The 17,411-nt window shown below is 42.5% G+C and carries 15 protein-coding genes and 1 tRNA gene; 9 read left to right on the top strand and 7 right to left on the bottom strand.

Annotated features, from left to right (window positions below; all coding sequences use genetic code 11):
* Position 1: 1 nt before the first annotated feature.
* From ftsI to RR876_RS07220, 5 genes are all read right to left on the bottom strand, one after another.
* Positions 2-1,825: a penicillin-binding protein PBP3 gene (gene ftsI / locus RR876_RS07240; RefSeq protein WP_010327652.1), complete on the bottom strand. Its 1,824-nt coding sequence runs from the start codon at positions 1,823-1,825 to the stop codon at positions 2-4.
* Between the two features lie 12 nt (positions 1,826-1,837).
* Positions 1,838-2,170, bottom strand: coding sequence for a cell division protein FtsL (ftsL, locus tag RR876_RS07235; protein WP_279744364.1), 333 nt, complete (start codon positions 2,168-2,170; stop codon positions 1,838-1,840).
* Positions 2,170-3,093 (bottom strand): 16S rRNA (cytosine(1402)-N(4))-methyltransferase RsmH, encoded by a 924-nt coding sequence (rsmH, locus tag RR876_RS07230; RefSeq protein WP_058951622.1) that lies wholly within the window; start codon positions 3,091-3,093, stop codon positions 2,170-2,172. Before rsmH ends, ftsL begins: the two co-directional genes overlap by 1 nt.
* Positions 3,094-3,280: 187 nt before the next feature.
* Entirely contained in the window at positions 3,281-4,300 is a 1,020-nt protein-coding gene (locus RR876_RS07225; RefSeq protein ID WP_332476381.1) for a sulfate ABC transporter substrate-binding protein, read from the bottom strand.
* Positions 4,301-4,552: 252 nt separating this feature from the next.
* Positions 4,553-5,551: a sulfate ABC transporter substrate-binding protein gene (locus RR876_RS07220; protein WP_151835952.1), complete on the bottom strand. Its 999-nt coding sequence runs from the start codon at positions 5,549-5,551 to the stop codon at positions 4,553-4,555.
* A 388-nt stretch (positions 5,552-5,939) separates the two neighbouring features.
* On the opposite strand from RR876_RS07220, the gene RR876_RS07215 reads away from it, so the two are divergent.
* From RR876_RS07215 to RR876_RS07195, 5 genes are all read left to right on the top strand, one after another.
* The gene (locus RR876_RS07215; protein WP_087011782.1) at positions 5,940-6,224 is read left to right on the top strand and encodes a hypothetical protein; all 285 of its coding nucleotides are present in this window, start codon (positions 5,940-5,942) and stop codon (positions 6,222-6,224) included.
* Positions 6,225-6,372: 148 nt separating this feature from the next.
* Positions 6,373-7,881 (top strand): glutamate--tRNA ligase, encoded by a 1,509-nt coding sequence (gene gltX, locus RR876_RS07210; protein WP_332476380.1) that lies wholly within the window; start codon positions 6,373-6,375, stop codon positions 7,879-7,881.
* Between the two features lie 92 nt (positions 7,882-7,973).
* Positions 7,974-8,049: transfer RNA gene (locus tag RR876_RS07205), tRNA-Glu, on the top strand.
* Between the two features lie 150 nt (positions 8,050-8,199).
* Positions 8,200-8,541, top strand: a complete 342-nt coding sequence (locus RR876_RS07200) for a membrane protein (RefSeq protein WP_010327661.1) — start codon at positions 8,200-8,202, stop codon at positions 8,539-8,541.
* Positions 8,542-8,689: 148 nt separating this feature from the next.
* Positions 8,690-9,493, top strand: a complete 804-nt coding sequence (locus RR876_RS07195) for a DUF4198 domain-containing protein (protein ID WP_332476379.1) — start codon at positions 8,690-8,692, stop codon at positions 9,491-9,493.
* A 67-nt stretch (positions 9,494-9,560) separates the two neighbouring features.
* Here the strand turns inward: RR876_RS07195 and ettA are convergent, their stop codons facing one another.
* The gene (ettA, locus tag RR876_RS07190) at positions 9,561-11,222 is read right to left on the bottom strand and encodes an energy-dependent translational throttle protein EttA (protein ID WP_004978114.1); all 1,662 of its coding nucleotides are present in this window, start codon (positions 11,220-11,222) and stop codon (positions 9,561-9,563) included.
* Between the two features lie 294 nt (positions 11,223-11,516).
* Between ettA and RR876_RS07185 the strand changes: the two genes are divergently transcribed.
* The 4 genes from RR876_RS07185 (at position 11,517) to RR876_RS07170 (ending at position 14,859) form a co-directional block, all read left to right on the top strand.
* Positions 11,517-12,788, top strand: coding sequence for an aminotransferase class I/II-fold pyridoxal phosphate-dependent enzyme (locus RR876_RS07185; protein ID WP_332476378.1), 1,272 nt, complete (start codon positions 11,517-11,519; stop codon positions 12,786-12,788).
* A gap of 314 nt (positions 12,789-13,102) precedes the next feature.
* Positions 13,103-13,990: an SDR family NAD(P)-dependent oxidoreductase gene (locus RR876_RS07180; RefSeq protein ID WP_126035024.1), complete on the top strand. Its 888-nt coding sequence runs from the start codon at positions 13,103-13,105 to the stop codon at positions 13,988-13,990.
* Positions 13,991-14,122: 132 nt separating this feature from the next.
* Positions 14,123-14,446, top strand: a complete 324-nt coding sequence (locus tag RR876_RS07175; RefSeq protein ID WP_332476377.1) for a hypothetical protein — start codon at positions 14,123-14,125, stop codon at positions 14,444-14,446.
* Positions 14,447-14,541: 95 nt separating this feature from the next.
* Complete coding sequence (locus RR876_RS07170) at positions 14,542-14,859, top strand: hypothetical protein (protein ID WP_332476376.1); 318 nt, start codon at positions 14,542-14,544, stop codon at positions 14,857-14,859.
* 57 nt (positions 14,860-14,916) lie between these two features.
* Here the strand turns inward: RR876_RS07170 and RR876_RS07165 are convergent, their stop codons facing one another.
* Complete coding sequence (locus tag RR876_RS07165) at positions 14,917-17,268, bottom strand: Tex family protein (protein ID WP_332476374.1); 2,352 nt, start codon at positions 17,266-17,268, stop codon at positions 14,917-14,919.
* Positions 17,269-17,411: the final 143 nt, after the last annotated feature.

Genomic DNA, 17,411 nt, shown 5'->3' with positions numbered 1-17,411 from the left:
CCTATCTCTTGATTACAGGAGCATCTAAAGGTTTATCTAAAGGCACGTTCATTAAACGTAAGGATTCTTGCATAACACGGGCAAATACAGGCGCAGACACCGTACCACCATAGTAGGTCCCTTGCGGGTTTTCGACCACAACCACCATTGCTAAACGCGGATCGCTAACGGGTGCAACACCAGCAAAAAGTGCACGATATTCATTGGTTGAGTAGCCTTTACGGTCCGCACGCAACTTATGTGCGGTTCCTGTTTTACCACCCACACGGTAACCCGGAATAGTCGCACGAGTCGCGGTACCACCCGGTAAAGTTGCCGTTTCCATCATCAACAAAACTTGATCCGCAATTTTTGGATCAATCATTTGCTCACCACGAGGTGGCGCATCTAACTTATACAAACTCAAAGGCATTTTCACGCCTTTATTGGCCAACATGGCATAAGCATCCACCATTTGCAGCACAGTCGCATTTAAACCGTAGCCATACGCCATGGTCGCCACTTCCGATACATTCCATTTACTTGGTGGCAGAATTAAACCACCACTTTCACCCGGGAATTTAACCGCAGAACGCTGACCAAAACCAAGACGTTTATAAAAAGTCGGTAAAGTTGCATAAGGGAGAGACAAGGCAATTTTAGCCACACCTACGTTAGACGATTTTTGAATAATCCCGCCCAAAGTTAGTGGACCGTAGTTATGCGTATCTCGAATGGTATGGTTACCGACTCGCATCGAACCCGGAGTGGTATTGACCACAGTATTCGGCATGTATTTGCCGCTTTCCAAAGCCATTGAAATGGTCAAAGGCTTCATGGTTGAACCCGGCTCGAAAGAGTCAACCGCACCACGGTTACGCATGGCGTCTTTATTGGACAAACTATTTTTATCGTTCGGGTTATACGACGGCCACGACGCCATCGCTAAAATTTCACCCGTTTTCACATCGACCGCAATCGCTGTTGCAGAACGTGCATTATTGGCTACACCCGCAGCGGTCAGTTCACGGTACATAATGTACTGAAGGCGCGAGTCAATACTGAGCGTAATATTTTCACCCGGCTCAACTTCTTTAACCACTTCAGCATCTTTAAAACGATTGCCCTTTTTATCTCGAACAATTTGCTGCTCACCATCAATACCCGACAGGCGTTGATTCAGCTGCATTTCTAAACCTTCAATGCCCGAACCTTCACTGTTGGTCAAACCAATAATTTGCGCATTCGGTTGTGGTTGCGGATAGTAACGCTTGTAGTTCTTTTCGGTATACACCCCTTGGAACTCACGTTTCGCAATCAGTTCAGCTTGCTGAGGTGGCACTTCTTTTTTTAAGACCAAGTAACGCGAACGCGGACGTTCATTCAGTTTCCGCTTCAGTTCCGCACGATCCATACCCACGGCATCAGCCAGTTCATCCAGATTTAGGTTTTTGTCTGGTAATTGACGCTTCAATTTACGATTGTGTGGATCTTTGGCTAATTCAGCGGTAATTTCATCAAACAGTTTTTTATTATCAAAATAATCACGTGGATCAATCACCACTTTCATGATCGGCGTACTGATCGCCAAAGGCACACCATGACGGTCATAAATCACACCGCGCATGGCTTTAATTTTTTCAGTTCTTAAAATATTGGCATTGGCTTTGTTTTGCAAAAATTCGGTATTGATGACCTGTACGTAAAAAGCACGTCCAACCAAAGCAATAAAGCAAGCTAAAACCACTGCCCACATGAGATAAAAGCGCCACATTTCAACCTGTAGAGCCGATTTTTCAGTCACCGCTTGCTGTTTTTTACGAGTGGGTTTACGCTTTTCTACCATGTTACAGCGGCCTTATTTTTTGTCTTCTGAAGTCGTGGGTAAAGAAATCACTACGGTTTGCGCCGCAGGTGGTGAATACATCCGCAATTGCGTCACTGCGCGTGTTCCAATTTGTGCAGTTGCGCCAAAAGTTTGCTGTTCAATCAACAAACGGCCCCACTCTGCATTTAAGTCATCACGCTCGCGCATAAAAGAACTCATTTCGCGATAGTCATGACGGTATTCAAACACTTGGAACACCACCATCATGGCACTGATAAACACCAGCACCAATAAAATGACATAGACAATCAGCTTCTTAAACTTTAACTTTGTTGGAATTTTTTCAACGACTTCAGTTTTCATTATTCGCCTTTAAGTGCTAAGCGCTCTGCAACTCTAAGCCATGCACTACGTGAACGTGGATTGGCTTTAACCTCGGCATCACTTGCTTTCACACGTGATACTTTCTTTAAACGACGTGTATCTGGTCGTTGTTGTGGCATACCCCAACCCATGTCTTCCTCAAGTGTCGACTCTTTTTGAATAAATTGTTTAATTAATCGATCTTCTAGCGAATGGAAGCTAATCACAGCCAAGCGACCATTCGGTTTTAATACGTCTACCGCTTGCGGTAGGAAAACCTCAATATCTTCTAATTCTTTATTAATGGCAATACGAATTGCTTGGAAAGTTCGTGTTGCGGCATGTTTATTTTTTTCCCATTTCGGGTGTGCCACTTTCACAATTTCAGCCAACTGCGCTGTGGTTTCAATCAACCCAGCCGCTTTAATTGCTTTGGCAATACGACGGCTATAACGCTCTTCACCGTATTGAAAAATAATATTGGCTAACGCCTCTTCCTCAATATTGACCAACCACTGCGCTGCGGTTGGACCTTTTGAATTGTCCATACGCATATCCAGTGGTCCATCTTTCATAAAACTAAAGCCACGCTCCGCCTGATCAAGCTGCGGTGAAGACACGCCCAAATCGGCCATAACGCCATCTACCAAGCCAATACCGCGTACTTCTAACTCATGTTTAAGGTCAGCAAAGCTGGCATGGATAATTTTAAACCGTGGATCTTCTTGTTCTAAAATCGCGGCTGTTTCCAGTGCTTGCGGGTCTTTATCAAAACCATAGACACGTGCATTTTCATCCAGCTTAGACAACAGCAAACGCGTATGTCCGCCACGACCAAACGTCCCGTCAATGAAAATCCCTGTATTGCGATCTGCTACCAAAGCATCAACAGTTTCGTGAAGTAATACAGAAATATGCGACATAAAGACTCAATATGATCGGAAGGAAAAATGTAACTGCACATTATTACCTTGTTTTAACAAAGCTCCAAACGACTTTTTGTAGGGAAATATTACTTTTCATAGACAAAACCGTTTTTAAACGGCATTCATTATCAAAAAAGCCTCCCAAGGGAGGCTTTTTAAGCAGCAGCTGAAATAATTAACTGGATTATTTACGGCTATTATAGATTTGGTCGAAGGTCGCCCCATTCACAAAGTGGGTCTTTTGAGCATTGGCCCAACCACCAAACACCTCATCAATAGTGAAGGTTTTTAAAGGTGGAAATTGCGCTTTATATTTTTCTAAAACTGCAGCATTACGCGGACGATAGAAGTGTTTCGCCGCCATTTCCTGACCCAGTGGTGAATATAAATAGTTGATATAACCCTGTGCTAACCACTTGTTGCCATTTTTAGCCACGGTCTTATCCACGATTGCCACCGAAGGCTCAGTTAAAATCGAGATCGATGGATAAACAATATCGAATTGATTTTTACCTAAAGTTTTTTGTGTCACTAAGGCTTCATTTTCCCAAGTCAATAACACATCACCAATGCGACGTTCTGCAAAGGTGGTCATAGACGCCCGTGCCGCAGAGTCCATGACTTTTACGTTATGGTACATTTTACCTACGAACTCTTTGGCTTTCGCCTCATTGCCACCGGGTTGTTTCAGTGCATAACCCCAAGCAGACAGATACACCCAACGTGGTAGACCGCCTGTTTTAGGATTAGGCGTAATAATTTGTACACCCGGTTTGGTTAAATCAGACCAGTCCTTAATTTTTTTCGGGTTGCCTTTGCGTACCATGAACACAATGGTCGATGTATAAGGTGCAGAGTTATTTGGGAACTCTTTTTGCCAACCCGGCTGAATTTGACCCGATTTGACAATTTCTTCAATGTCATTGGCTAAGGCCAACGTCACCACATCCCCTTTTAGACCATCCACGACCGAACGGGCTTGTTTACCTGAACCACCGTGTGACTGTTTAAAGTCGACCGTTTGTCCTGTACGACTTTGCCAATAGGCACCAAAGGATTTATTGAACTCATCGTAAAATTCACGTGTTGCATCATAGGAGACATTGAGCATAGTACGGTCAGCCGCTTGAGCTGATGTCATACTAAATGTTAGACCTGTTGCCACTACGGCAGCAGCCCAGAAAGATTTCAAATGCGTTTTCATGGCGTATTAAATTAAATATCAAGAATTATGCTAAATATATGAAACAAAATCATAAATCGCAATTCACTTTTGTTTTTTAAATACCCGTTATTTTTGAATCACTGAGACTTAATGAATTGTTTTTATTTAAAATAACAGCAAACACTTTACTTATTCTTATTATATATATTTTTATGCTTAAAATATAATAAAAGTGGATATGCGTATATCCACTTTTATGTCCGAACGTGATCGCGTCAAACCACAGCACGTTTATTTTTCAGTATAAATTTGATCAAAGATCGCACCATTTACAAAGTGAGTTTTCTGCGCTTTGGCCCACCCTCCAAAGACATCATTAATATTAAAGGTTTTTTGCTTTGGAAACTGAGCAAGGTATTTGGTCGCCACTTGTTTATTTCGTGGACGGAAGAAATGCTTCGCCGCCAACTCCTGACCTTTTGGCGAATACAGATAGTTTAAATAGCCCTTGGCCAAATTTCGATTGCCATTTTTATCCACGGTTTTGTCTACAATCGCAACAGATGGCTCCGCTAAAATCGAAATAGAGGGATAAACAATATCGTATTTGTCTTTACCTAGCCCTTGGGTCGCCAGTAAAGCTTCATTTTCCCAAGACAACAACACATCACCTATGCCTCGTTCAGCAAACGTGGTTAATGAACCTCGTGCGCCTGAATCAAGGACTTTGACATTTTGATAAAGTTTTTTCACCAATTCTTTGGCTTTAGCATCATTACCTCCCGGTTGTTTTAATGCATAACCCCAAGCCGATAAATAAATCCAACGCGGCGCGCCCCCTGTTTTTGGATTTGGGGTAATGATCTCAACCCCCGGTTTGGTTAAATCATTCCAGTCTTTAATTTGTTTGGGATTACCCTTACGCACTAAAAAAACAATGGTTGAAGTATAAGGTGCAGAATTATTTGGAAATTCTTTTTGCCAGTTTTTATCAATTTGTCCAGTATTCACAATTTCATCAATATCATTGGCCAAGGCCAAGGTCACCACATCTGCTTGTAAACCCGTTGCAACGGCACGTGCTTGCTTGCCCGATCCACCATGAGACTGCTTAAAGTTGACCTCCTGCCCAGTTTTGCTTTTCCAATACTGTCCAAAGGCTTGGTTATATTCTTGATAAAACTCACGGGTCGGATCATAAGACACATTTAAAAAATCTTTTGCCGCATAAGCACTGGCTGCAAAGCCCCCAAGTAATACTAAAATAGATGTCGCTAATATTTTTTTCATTGCTTTATACTCGAACTGAATTTGCTCACTATATAAACAACAAAAAATCAACACAATCATCTAGTTATAATTAATTATAGTTTTTATATCTGATAAAAAGATATCTCTAAAAGGACTATTTTGTGCACTTTTAAGGATAAGCCCATATCCATCCTCCACAGATCAAGCTCAAAATCTCCATGCTATCTCCACAGTTATTTGGTACAAAAAGCCAAATGATTTATATTTGATGTTTAAATGTCAATTTAGCCCAAATTTGTTTATAATTTTGTAAATTGTGTGACACAGTTCTACTTTTTTATTTGTAAAATCGGTTAAATTGAAACTAGATTACCAATGACTTTAATAAAAATCTGTTCCAATACCATGTTGAGAGGGGGAAAAGGACATGAAAGCAACATTCTTACATACCGTTACGTTGAGTATCGGCTTGGCTTGTTTTAGCCAACTGGGACATAGTGCAGCCATTCAAAGCAATGACAAAGCAACGATGCCCACTGAAAAAACATCATTGATTGAAAAAGCGCTCAGCCAACAAAAAGGCAGTGATAGAACCACGATGACGGATACTGATTTAAAAATCATGACCTCAATCAAAGTTGCGCCGACACAAAATTTCTTTGCTACACAAAACCAGCGCTTTAGCCGTTTTGTGCAATCATTGTTCCTCTAAACTAAAAATAAGCCACAGTGTCATAACCTCTCTCAAGTTATGACATTTGCACACAAAAGCCTGATCACTGAATGTTGAATTAAGCATTAAGTGGTCGGGCTTTTTCGTTATAATAGACCTCAATTTACATTCTGAATCATAATTGGCTATGACTGTTCGTACTCGTATTGCACCCTCTCCAACTGGCTTCCCGCATGTGGGCACAGCGTATATTGCGTTATTTAACTTATGCTATGCCAAGCAACATGGTGGTGAATTTATTCTACGGATTGAAGATACCGACCAACTTCGTTCGACTCCTGAATCTGAAAAAATGATTTTAGATTCATTGCGTTGGTTAGGATTGAATTGGTCTGAAGGTCCAGATATTGGCGGCCCACATGCGCCATATCGCCAGTCTGAACGTATGCATATCTATAAGCAATATGCACTGGATTTGGTCGAAAAAGGTCATGCGTTCTACTGCTTTGCTACAAGCGAAGAGTTGGATCAAATGCGTGCAGAACAACAGGCCCGTGGTGAAACACCAAAGTACGATGGCCGTGGTTTAAAATTATCTGCTGAAGAAGTCCAAAGTCGCCTTGCTGCAGGTGAGCCACACGTGATTCGTATGAAAGTGCCCGAAGAAGGCATTTGTACAGTCAATGACTTACTGCGTGGGGAAGTAGAAATTCCTTGGATGCAAGTGGACATGCAAGTCTTGCTTAAAACCGATGGTTTACCAACCTATCACCTTGCCAATGTCGTTGATGACCATTTGATGCAAATTACCCACGTTTTCCGTGGCGAAGAATGGCTGCCTTCTGCACCTAAACATCAGTTGCTGTATCAATACTTTGGTTGGGAAATGCCTGTACTGGGTCATATGCCATTACTACGTAACCCAGACAAATCAAAACTGTCGAAACGTAAGAACCCAACCTCTATTAACTACTACAAAAATATTGGTGTCTTGCCTGAAGCCTTGTTGAACTACTTAGGCCGTATGGGCTGGTCGATGCCAGATGAACGCGAAAAATTCACATTGGCCGAGATGATTGAACACTTTGATATTCAACGGGTATCCCTCGGTGGTCCAATTTTTGATGTGGAAAAATTGAATTGGCTTAATGGTCAATGGATCAAAGGCTTAAGCCCTGCTGAACTGCTAGATACTTTATTGGCATGGAAAGCAGATCGTAAGATGCTCGAAGACATCGCAGCAGCGATTCAACCTCGTATCAACTTGCTTTCAGAAGCGGTGAACTGGTCTGCGCATTACTTTAACCAGTTCCCAAGCTTGACCAAAGAACAGTTTGAAAGCAAGAAACTGAGCGAAGAACAAGTTCGTCAAAGTCTTCAATTTGCGATTTGGCGTTTGGAAAGCATGTTCACATGGAACAATGACACCGTAAGTCAAACCTTGATGGACTTAGCCAGCCAAATGGAAATTAAGCTCCGTGACTTTATGCCAGCGTTCTTTATTGCGATTGCCGGTTCAACCGCTTCGACCCCTGTGATGCAAACCATGGTCACCATTGGCCCTGACTTAACCTTCGCGCGCTTACGCCATGCCCTTGAAATTGTGGGTGGTCCAAGCAAAAAAGAAGCAAAAGTTTGGGAAAAACTCAATGAAAGTCTAAAATTGCCGAAAAATGACGCAGTTGATGAAGCTTAATTGATTTTTTAGTTGACGCATGGGCGTTATATCCCTAATATAGCGCTCACACAGAGAGACGGTAATAACCACTCAACGTGATGCCTCAATAAGTCCCTATCGTCTAGAGGCCTAGGACATCGCCCTTTCACGGCGGTAACCGGGGTTCGAATCCCCGTAGGGACGCCATATTTAAGATGGCAACATCTGGTAAAAAACCCAAGCATTATGACTTGGGTTTTTTATTGCCTCAAAATTATCAGCACTTCATTACTACGCTTTTTGGCTTTTTGCTCCAATCCGATTAGAATACGGCATAATTCGAATTTTGGAGTTGTAATGCAATATCGTTGTCCTCAATGTCAAAGCCCAAAAATTATGCCGGTTGCTCAAGCAGGGGCTCCAGCAACGCGCCCTGTTGTGCCTAAAAGTCTAGTTTTTTTGGTTCCAGCCATTTTTGTATTATTACTTTTGGTGCTCATTAGCATCGCAATGTGGCTGTTCGGGGATGGCGCTGGCTCAACACTACAAATTGCAACGGTTGTGGTTTTCATCGTATGTGTAATTGCAGGCTTCCTATTTTACCGCGACCTTCCTGATTTTAAGATTTCAATGCAAGGCTTCATGCAGTCTCAGAAAAAATGGAAATGCCGCGAGTGCGACCATGAGTGGGAAATCTAAGTTTTAACTTAGAACCCGCATCCAAAAAGGGAGTCTATGTACTCCCTTTTATCTGCTCAAAGAATAAATAATAATTATTATCACTTGTTAGTTTTTCTCGATATAATCAAAAACCTCATCTTACGAAATATTTTTAGGCCTAGCCTCTATGAAAAACGCTCTACTCTGCACACTCTTGTTCTGTTCAGTGTCTCAAGCACATGAACCCTACGTCGCTCCACTGGCGTATCACACTGAAAATACCCAAGTCCCTGTATTGAGCGCCTATGCGGAACAAGCCTTTCATCCTGAATATGCCCTAAAAGATATTTCATTCAGCGTTTTCCAACCAAACCAAACACAGACTACGATTCAAGCACAGAAGCACTTAGAATCTGCAACTGCATTTGATCTTAAGCTACCAGAAAAAGGTACTTATACCATTTCCGCTAAAACATCATATCCAATTGAATATGTACAACATAATCGTCAATGGAAAATCTTTGCCGATGTTGCTGCAGACAAAGTCCCTGCTTTAAGCGAGCGTGACTATGTCATTCCGAGTGACTTTAAAGGCAAAGTACCTAGCAAGGTCTCTACGGTTCGAGAATGGAGCATTCAAAGCTATGTAAGCAAAGACAGCACCTCACCTGTCGCTGTAACGCCAGCCCCAATTCAAGTCAACTTCAAAACCCATCCAAACCAAATCACGGTGCAACAACCTGTACAACTGCAAATTACTCAAGCAGGCAAAGCCCTAGCGCATGCAGAACTCATGGTTCGTGCTCAAGGTGAGCTTGAGCAACAAGCGAAAAGCACACCTGTCGACACACAAGGCCATGCCACACTCACGTTTGCACAAGCTGGGCAATACCTGATTGAAGTGAGCGAAAAAGTCGATGCCAAAGCAAAACCTAAAAATCAGTATTACACCATTATTAGCTTACAAGTGAATGCCCCTAAAACTCCTTAAGCGGCAATTGCTAAGCATAAAAAAACCAGCCCGAAGGCTGGTTTTTTTAATTGAATTAACGGAAGCGTTAACCGCCAATTTTCTTGTATTTGGTGCGTTTTTGAACCGCAGCATCACCCAAACGCGCTAAACGATAGGCTTCATATTCAGCATAGTTACCTTCGTAGAATTCAGGCTGTTCGTTCTCAAACGACAAGATGTGCGTTGCAATACGGTCAAGGAACCAACGGTCGTGCGACACCACCATTACAGTACCAGGGAATACAAGAATTGCATCCTCAAGCGCACGTAAGGTTTCGATATCCAAGTCGTTCGATGGCTCATCCAGTAAGATGACGTTTGCGCCCATTTGCAGGATTTTCGCCAGTTGTAAACGGTTACGCTCACCACCTGACAACTCACCTACACGCTTCTGCTGGTCTTGACCTTTAAAGTTAAAGCGACCGATATAAGCACGTGATGCAATTTCATAATCGCCAATTCTTAAGATATCCAAACCGCCAGAAACTTCTTCCCAAACGGTTTTGTTGTTATCCAAAGTGTCACGAATCTGACCGACATACGCCACTTTAACCGACTCACCCAAAGTCACCGTACCCGTATCTGGCTGTTGTTCACCAGTCATCATACGGAATAGTGTGGTTTTACCCGCACCGTTTGGACCCACGATACCCACAATTGCTGTAGGCGGTACGGTAAAGCTTAGGTTTTCGTACAGTACGCGACCATCAAATGATTTGCTGATGCCTTCCACTTCTACTACTTTATTACCTAGACGTGGGCCAGGTGGAATATAGATTTCAGAAGTTTCGTTACGCTGTTGGAATTCGCGTGAGTTAAGCTCTTCAAAACGCTCCATGCGCGCTTTGTTTTTCTTTTGCTGACCTTTGGCATTTGAACGAACCCATTCAAGTTCTTTCTTCAATGCTTTAGCAAAAGACTCTTCTTGCTTGTTCTCTTGTTCTAGACGCGCGTTCTTCTGCTCTAACCAAGAAGAATAGTTACCTTGATATGGAATACCCATACCGCGGTCAAGCTCAAGAATCCATTCCGCCACGTTATCTAAGAAATAACGGTCGTGCGTAATCGCCACAATCGTGCCGGCAAAGTCTTTCAAGAAACGCTCTAACCAAGACACAGATTCTGCATCCAAATGGTTCGTCGGTTCGTCAAGCAGCAACATGTCTGGCTTAGATAAAAGCAAACGACACAATGCAACACGACGACGCTCACCACCAGAAAGCAAGCTTACATCTGCATCCCAAGCTGGAAGGTTCAAGGCAGCTGCAGCTTGATCCATTTGGTTGCTGAGGTTGTGCGCATCCCATGAATGGATAATCGCTTCAAGTTTTTCTTGCTCTTTTGCCAGTGCATCAAAGTCTGCATCTTCTGCTGCATATTCAGCAAATACTTCGTCCAAACGTGCCAAAGCATCCAATGGTTCACGTAAACCATCTTCTACGTTTCCACGCACATCTTTATTTGGATCAAGTGGCGGCTCTTGTTCTAGGTAACCGATTTTAATACCCGGTTGCGCACGAGCTTCGCCAGAGAAATCTTTGTCTACGCCCGCCATAATACGAAGCAAGGTCGATTTACCTGCACCGTTTAAACCAAGTACACCAATTTTTGCACCCGGGAAAAATGACAAAGAGATGTCTTTTAAGATTTCGCGCTTAGGCGGAACCATTTTAGACACTCGGTTCATCGTATAAATATATTGGGCCACGTAGGACTCCTCAATAGAAAAACCAAAAAATCGCAAGAAGCGAAAAAATATTTGCGGGCATTATACGATGAATACGTTGAAAAAATAAGGCATGAAACCGATCTTCAATGCAATGTTACAACTTTCAGCACGGTTATTTTTTAAACACCATTTTATTTCACTTTTCCGCAGACAAGAAGCTGCTCTCAGCTCATCTTTATGAATTTTTTAGATAAATATTCATTATTTTCACACTTTCACTCATATTCATTGATGATAGACTGTGCAATATTTAACTCACGCAGATGAAGTCCCATGACCTATAAAGATGAAACTTTGGCTATCCATGCTGGTTATAGCCCAGAAGCCACCACCAAAGCAGTGGCCGTACCTATTTATCAAACCACGTCTTATGCCTTTGATAATACGCAGCATGGTGCGGATTTATTTGACCTTAAAGTCCAAGGCAATATTTATACCCGAATTATGAACCCGACCACTGCGGTACTAGAACAACGTTTAGCCGCACTCGAAGGGGGCATTGGTGCATTGGCCTTAGCCTCTGGCATGGCAGCCATTACTTACGCCATTCAAACCATTACCGAAGCAGGGGACAACATTGCTTCTGTTTCGACCTTGTACGGCGGCACCTATAACCTGTTTGCCCACACTCTACCGAAACAAGGCATTGAGGTACGTTTCTTTGATTATCAAGATCCAGAGGCCCTGCATGGTTTAATTGATGCAAAAACCAAGTTGGTCTTTGTTGAATCGATTGGCAATCCACTCGGCAACATCATTGACCTAGAAGCGATTGCCAAAATCGCACATGAATATGGTGTGCCTGTGGTGGTCGATAATACTGTCGCAACGCCTGCACTGCTGAAACCCTTTGAATATGGAGCAGATATTGTGGTGCATTCCTTGACCAAATATATTGGTGGGCATGGTAACTCGATTGGCGGTGCGATTGTCGACAGCGGTAAATTCCCTTGGGGCAAATATCCTGAACGTTTTAAAGTGCTGAATACGCCAGACCCAAGCTATCACGGCGTGAACTATGTCGAAGCTCTAGGCGAAGCAGCTTATATCGCACGTGCCCGCGTGGTGCCATTACGCAATACTGGTGCTGCGATTAGCCCTTTAAGCGTGTTTTTGATTCTACAAGGCTTAGAAACCCTAAACCTGCGTATGGAACGTCATACTGAAAATGCGCAGAAAGTCGCAGAATATTTACAAGCCCATCCCAAAGTAAAATGGGTCAACTATGCGGGACTGAAAGATCACCCTCAGCATGGCTTAGCGCAAAAATATGTCAAAGGAAAACCTTCGGCGATTTTATCTTTTGGGGTACAAGATGGCCGTGAAGGTGGGACTCGCTTTATTGATGCTCTGCAACTCTTCACTCGCTTGGTCAATATTGGTGATGCCAAAAGTCTGGCCTGCCATCCTGCCACCACCACACATCGCCAACTGAATGAAGCAGAATTAAAGTCTGCTGGAGTAAGTCTTGATATGGTGCGTTTATCTGTAGGTATTGAACATATTGATGATTTGATTGCAGATTTAGAACAGGCCTTGGCTTAAGTCTAAAATACAGACCACTAAACTTAAAACCTCAATCACATGATTGAGGTTTTTTATACGTTTGTCTTTTATATTGATAGCCCTTTCACTTCGCTTGGATTCGTGGTAAAAACAAGTAATTAGAACCAATAAAATAGAGCTTTTACTCTAAAATTATTTATTATTTCAATAACTTATGCCGTGATATTTTTAAGCAGTTTAGGTATTATACCGTGAAGGAAAGCAGCTACATTTCTTCGAAAATGCAGCCCAAATAATCGAATACAAAAACAGCCATAACCCTCAAATATTTGACTTAGATCAGGAATGATAACGTGAATTCAAGAATAGATAGACTTTTTAAAGAACGCGTAAATGGAAAAACCGTCTTAATTACAGGCGCTTCAAGTGGTATTGGTTTAACCGTTGCACACAAACTGGCTGACGCAGGAGCGCACGTCCTTTTAGTTTCGCGCACCAAAGAAACACTAGATGAAGTTAAAGCAGAAATCGAGGCCAAAGGTGGTTCAGCTTCTGTTTTTCCATGTGACCTAAATGATTTAGACTCGATTGATGAAGTCTCTAAGCAGATTTTAGCTTCAGTCGATCATATTGATATTTTAATTAATAACGCAGGTCGTTCGATCCGCCGTGCTGTACATGAGTCAGCGGAACGCTTCCACGACTTTGAACGCACCATGCAGCTTAACTACTTTGGTGCGGTACGTTTAGTCATGAACATCCTGCCACAAATGATGATTCGTCGTGATGGGCATATTATTAACATTAGCTCGATTGGCGTATTGGCAAATGCCACTCGTTTCTCAGCCTATGTGGCGTCTAAAGCCGCATTAGATGCATTCAGTCGCTGTCTTTCTGCCGAAGTGCATTCACATAAAATTGCGATTACTTCAGTTTATATGCCTTTGGTACGTACCCCGATGATTGCGCCGACAAAAATTTATAAATACGTCCCGACTCTTTCGCCTGAACAAGCAGCAGATCTAGTTGCTTATGCGATTGTGAAGCGTCCGAAGAAGGTCGCAACCAACTTAGGTCGTTTGGCATCAATCACTTATTCAATCGCACCAGACATCAACAATAAACTCATGTCGATTGGTTATAACTTATTCCCAAGTTCTACCGCATCTGTAGGCGAACAGCAAAAACTCAACTGGGTACAAAAAGCGTATGCACGCTTATTCCCAGGTGAACACTGGTAAGTTTTCTTACAATTTACCCAACTTTTGATCAAAGGTTGGGTAGCTAAATTTTTCACCACTCTTTTATAGTCCTTAATATTAGCTTAAGAAAAAAAGTTCACCATAAGAGCAACAATAAAAGGGAAAAGAGAAATGCAGGCACTTTATTTATTCAAGCTTTTTTGCTTCATCTTTGCTGCAATTACCGCTTTTAATCTATATACAGAACTCACCCTCTCTCATATTTCAATCTGGCAAGTGCTGACTCATGGCGGTTTGCTGATGATCTTGCTCGAATTTGGCTTTAAGAGCCAACGCGCACCACAACAGACTACTCCCCTGACGAGTGAAATACGCTCGCTAGAAACAGAAACTGGGCCAACTTCACAACCCCCAAGCATGTATAGCAATATTTTTTCAAAAATAGGTTTAATCTCAATTTTTTCCAGCCTGATTGGACAAAGCCTAATCAGTTAAGACTCATACCTTTTTTTGTGGACAAAAGATAAAGACGACGTGACCCTTCTACTTTTTGTGTTATAAACAGCCGTCTTTTTTTATTTTGTGAATTTATGCGCGCTTTTACTTTCGTACTGCAATATGTGTGTATCGCTTTTGCGATTTATCTCTGCTACCGAGTAGGCAGTAGCCTGTATTTACAAGATTATGTGATGATGGATATCGTGGCCAATGTCGGGACGATTCTAATCTGTATCGATCTTGCTGTTTTCCTGTGGCATAGCCGTAGTACACAATCCATAAGCTTCAAAGATTATGCCACTCGACTGGAACAACCCGCTCCAACTTTTGTCAAAGTTTGCCGAAAGCTTGGGCACTTTGGCATTATGCTGATTATCACCAGTTGGATCGTGCCCATCATCAACGGATAAAAGTAACCATAAAAAAAACCTCCCACTTGGGAGGTTTTTTTATTCAAATTTTAAAGATTATTTCGAACCTTTAATGCCTGCTTGAAGTAACAATGCACCTAAACCACCAATTTTATTTTCTTGAGGTTTAGCCGTTTGCGGCTTCTTGTTTGTTTGAGCACGCTCGCCTTGCGGACGTGCTTGTTGTGGACGTTTACCTTGTGGTTTACGTTCACTACGCTCTGTATTTTCACGACGTGGTTGACGTGGAGCTTTAGGCGCTTCAGCACCTTCAGGGCGCATCGACAAATTCACACGATTACGCTCAGCATCTACAGTGAGTACACGAACTTGTACAATTTGCCCCGGCTTCACCACTTTATGCGGATCTGCCACGAATTCATTGGCCAATTCTGAAATATGGACTAAACCGTCTTGGTGTACACCCACATCCACAAAAGCACCGAAGTTCGTCACATTGGTCACGACACCTTCAAGCTGCATGCCTTCAGTCAGTTGCGCAACTTCGGTAATGTCTTCACGGAATTTTGCTGTACGGAACTCTGGACGCGGATCACGACCTGGTTTTTCCAGTTCAGACAGTACATCTTGAATGGTTGGTAAACCAAATTTCTCATCTGCAAATTCTTCAGCATTCACTTGGCGAATGATTTCCGAATTACCAATGATGTCTTTTAGAGTCGTCGCTTTCGCTTCAACAATTTTACCCACCAGCGCATAAGACTCTGGGTGAACAGCAGAAGCATCCAGTGGCTCTGAACCCTCTTGAATACGTAAGAAACCTGCCGCTTGTTCAAAAGTACGCTCGCCTAAACGTGGCACTTTTTTCAAATCTTGGCGGTTGTCAAAACGTCCATTTTCTTTACGGAAATCAACAATTTGCTGCGCAATCGACTTATTCAAACCTGCGATATAACCCAAGATAGCAGATGATGCAGTATTAACATCCACACCCACTGAGTTCACACAGTCTTCAACGACTGCTTCAAGGGTTTTCGCTAAACCAGTTTGGTTCACATCATGTTGGTACTGACCTACACCAATCGATTTTGGATCGATTTTCACCAGTTCAGCCAATGGGTCTTGTAAACGACGTGCAATCGACACTGCACCACGAATCGACACATCTAACTCTGGTAACTCCGCAGATGCCAATTCAGACGCTGAATAAACCGATGCCCCCGCTTCTGATACAGAAACACGTGTTAGTTTTAAATCGCTGTTTGCAGCCATCATTTCAGCCACAACGTTTTCTGTTTCACGGCTTGCTGTACCATTGCCAATAGCAATCAGATCAACATTGAACTCGCGGCATAAACGGGCAAGTTCTGCAATTGAACCCGCTTTATCATCTTTGGGTGCAAATGGATAAATCGTGCTATATGCAAGTACATCACCTGATGCATTCACCACAGCCAATTTCACCCCTGTGCGGATGCCAGGGTCCACACCTAAGGTTATACGTGCGCCCGCAGGTGCAGACAACAACAAATGACGTAAGTTTTCAGCAAAAACATTCATTGCTTCAGATTCAGCTGCAAGACGTTTTTCAGTGAGCAACGAATGTTCGATACTTGGACGAACCTTGCCTAACCAGAACAATTTAGCCGTTTGTTTTAAATAGTCTTGACGTGCTTGCGGCTGTGCAGTTTCAAGGTTGTATTCTGTTTTAATACGCGCCAATGGTGCATCATCTTCGCCATCAACTTTTAAACCTAAAACGTTTTCTTGACGGCCACGTAACATAGCCAATAAACGGTGTGACGGGACTTTATTTAAATTTTCAGAAAAGTCGAAGTAATCGCGGAATTTTTTGCCAACTTCTTTTTTCTCATCACTTGCCACTAAACTTTTTAAAGTGGCCGTTTTTGCAAACGTGGCCTTAAGTTCAGTTGTCAGTGCAATATTCTGCGCCCAGTCATCAATTAGAATATGTTGAATCGCATCCAACTGACTTTCTAGATCTGGGTAATCTTCATGGCTAAAGCCTGCCAATGCTTCAGCTGGATCAACCGCTTCTGCAAAGATTTTCTCTGCAATCGGGCCTAAGCCTGCTTCTTTGGCTTTAAATGATTTACTGGTCCGTTTTGGACGGTACGGTGCGTAAATTTCTTCTAAGGCATTTTTAGTTTCAGCAGCATTTACACGTGCCAATAAATCATCAGACAATTTGTCTTGTTCTTTTAATGATTCAATTACCTTGTCGCGACGTTCAAATAAGTCACGTAAATAAGCCAAACGTGTATCGAGCTGACGTAACTGCGCATCATCTAAGCCTTGCGTGACTTCTTTACGGTAACGCGCAATAAATGGAACGCTAGCACCTTCATCAATCAACTTGATGGCAGCCTCGATTTGATTTGGACGTACGGCAATTTCTTTTGCCAACTGCTGAACTAAGTCAGTCATCGTATGTGATCCCACAAGGATATGTACTAAAAGCCATGATTATAAAGACCAAGACTATAAAATCCACAACTGTTTTTATTAATTTAATGGCTTAAATGTGACATATTTCAGGCAAATTTCATAAATCCATCTCATTTTCAGTG

The sequence above is a fragment of the Acinetobacter sp. genome, assembly GCF_036666595.1.
Lineage (GTDB): Bacteria > Pseudomonadota > Gammaproteobacteria > Pseudomonadales > Moraxellaceae > Acinetobacter.
This window is presented reverse-complemented; position numbering and strand designations above follow the sequence as displayed.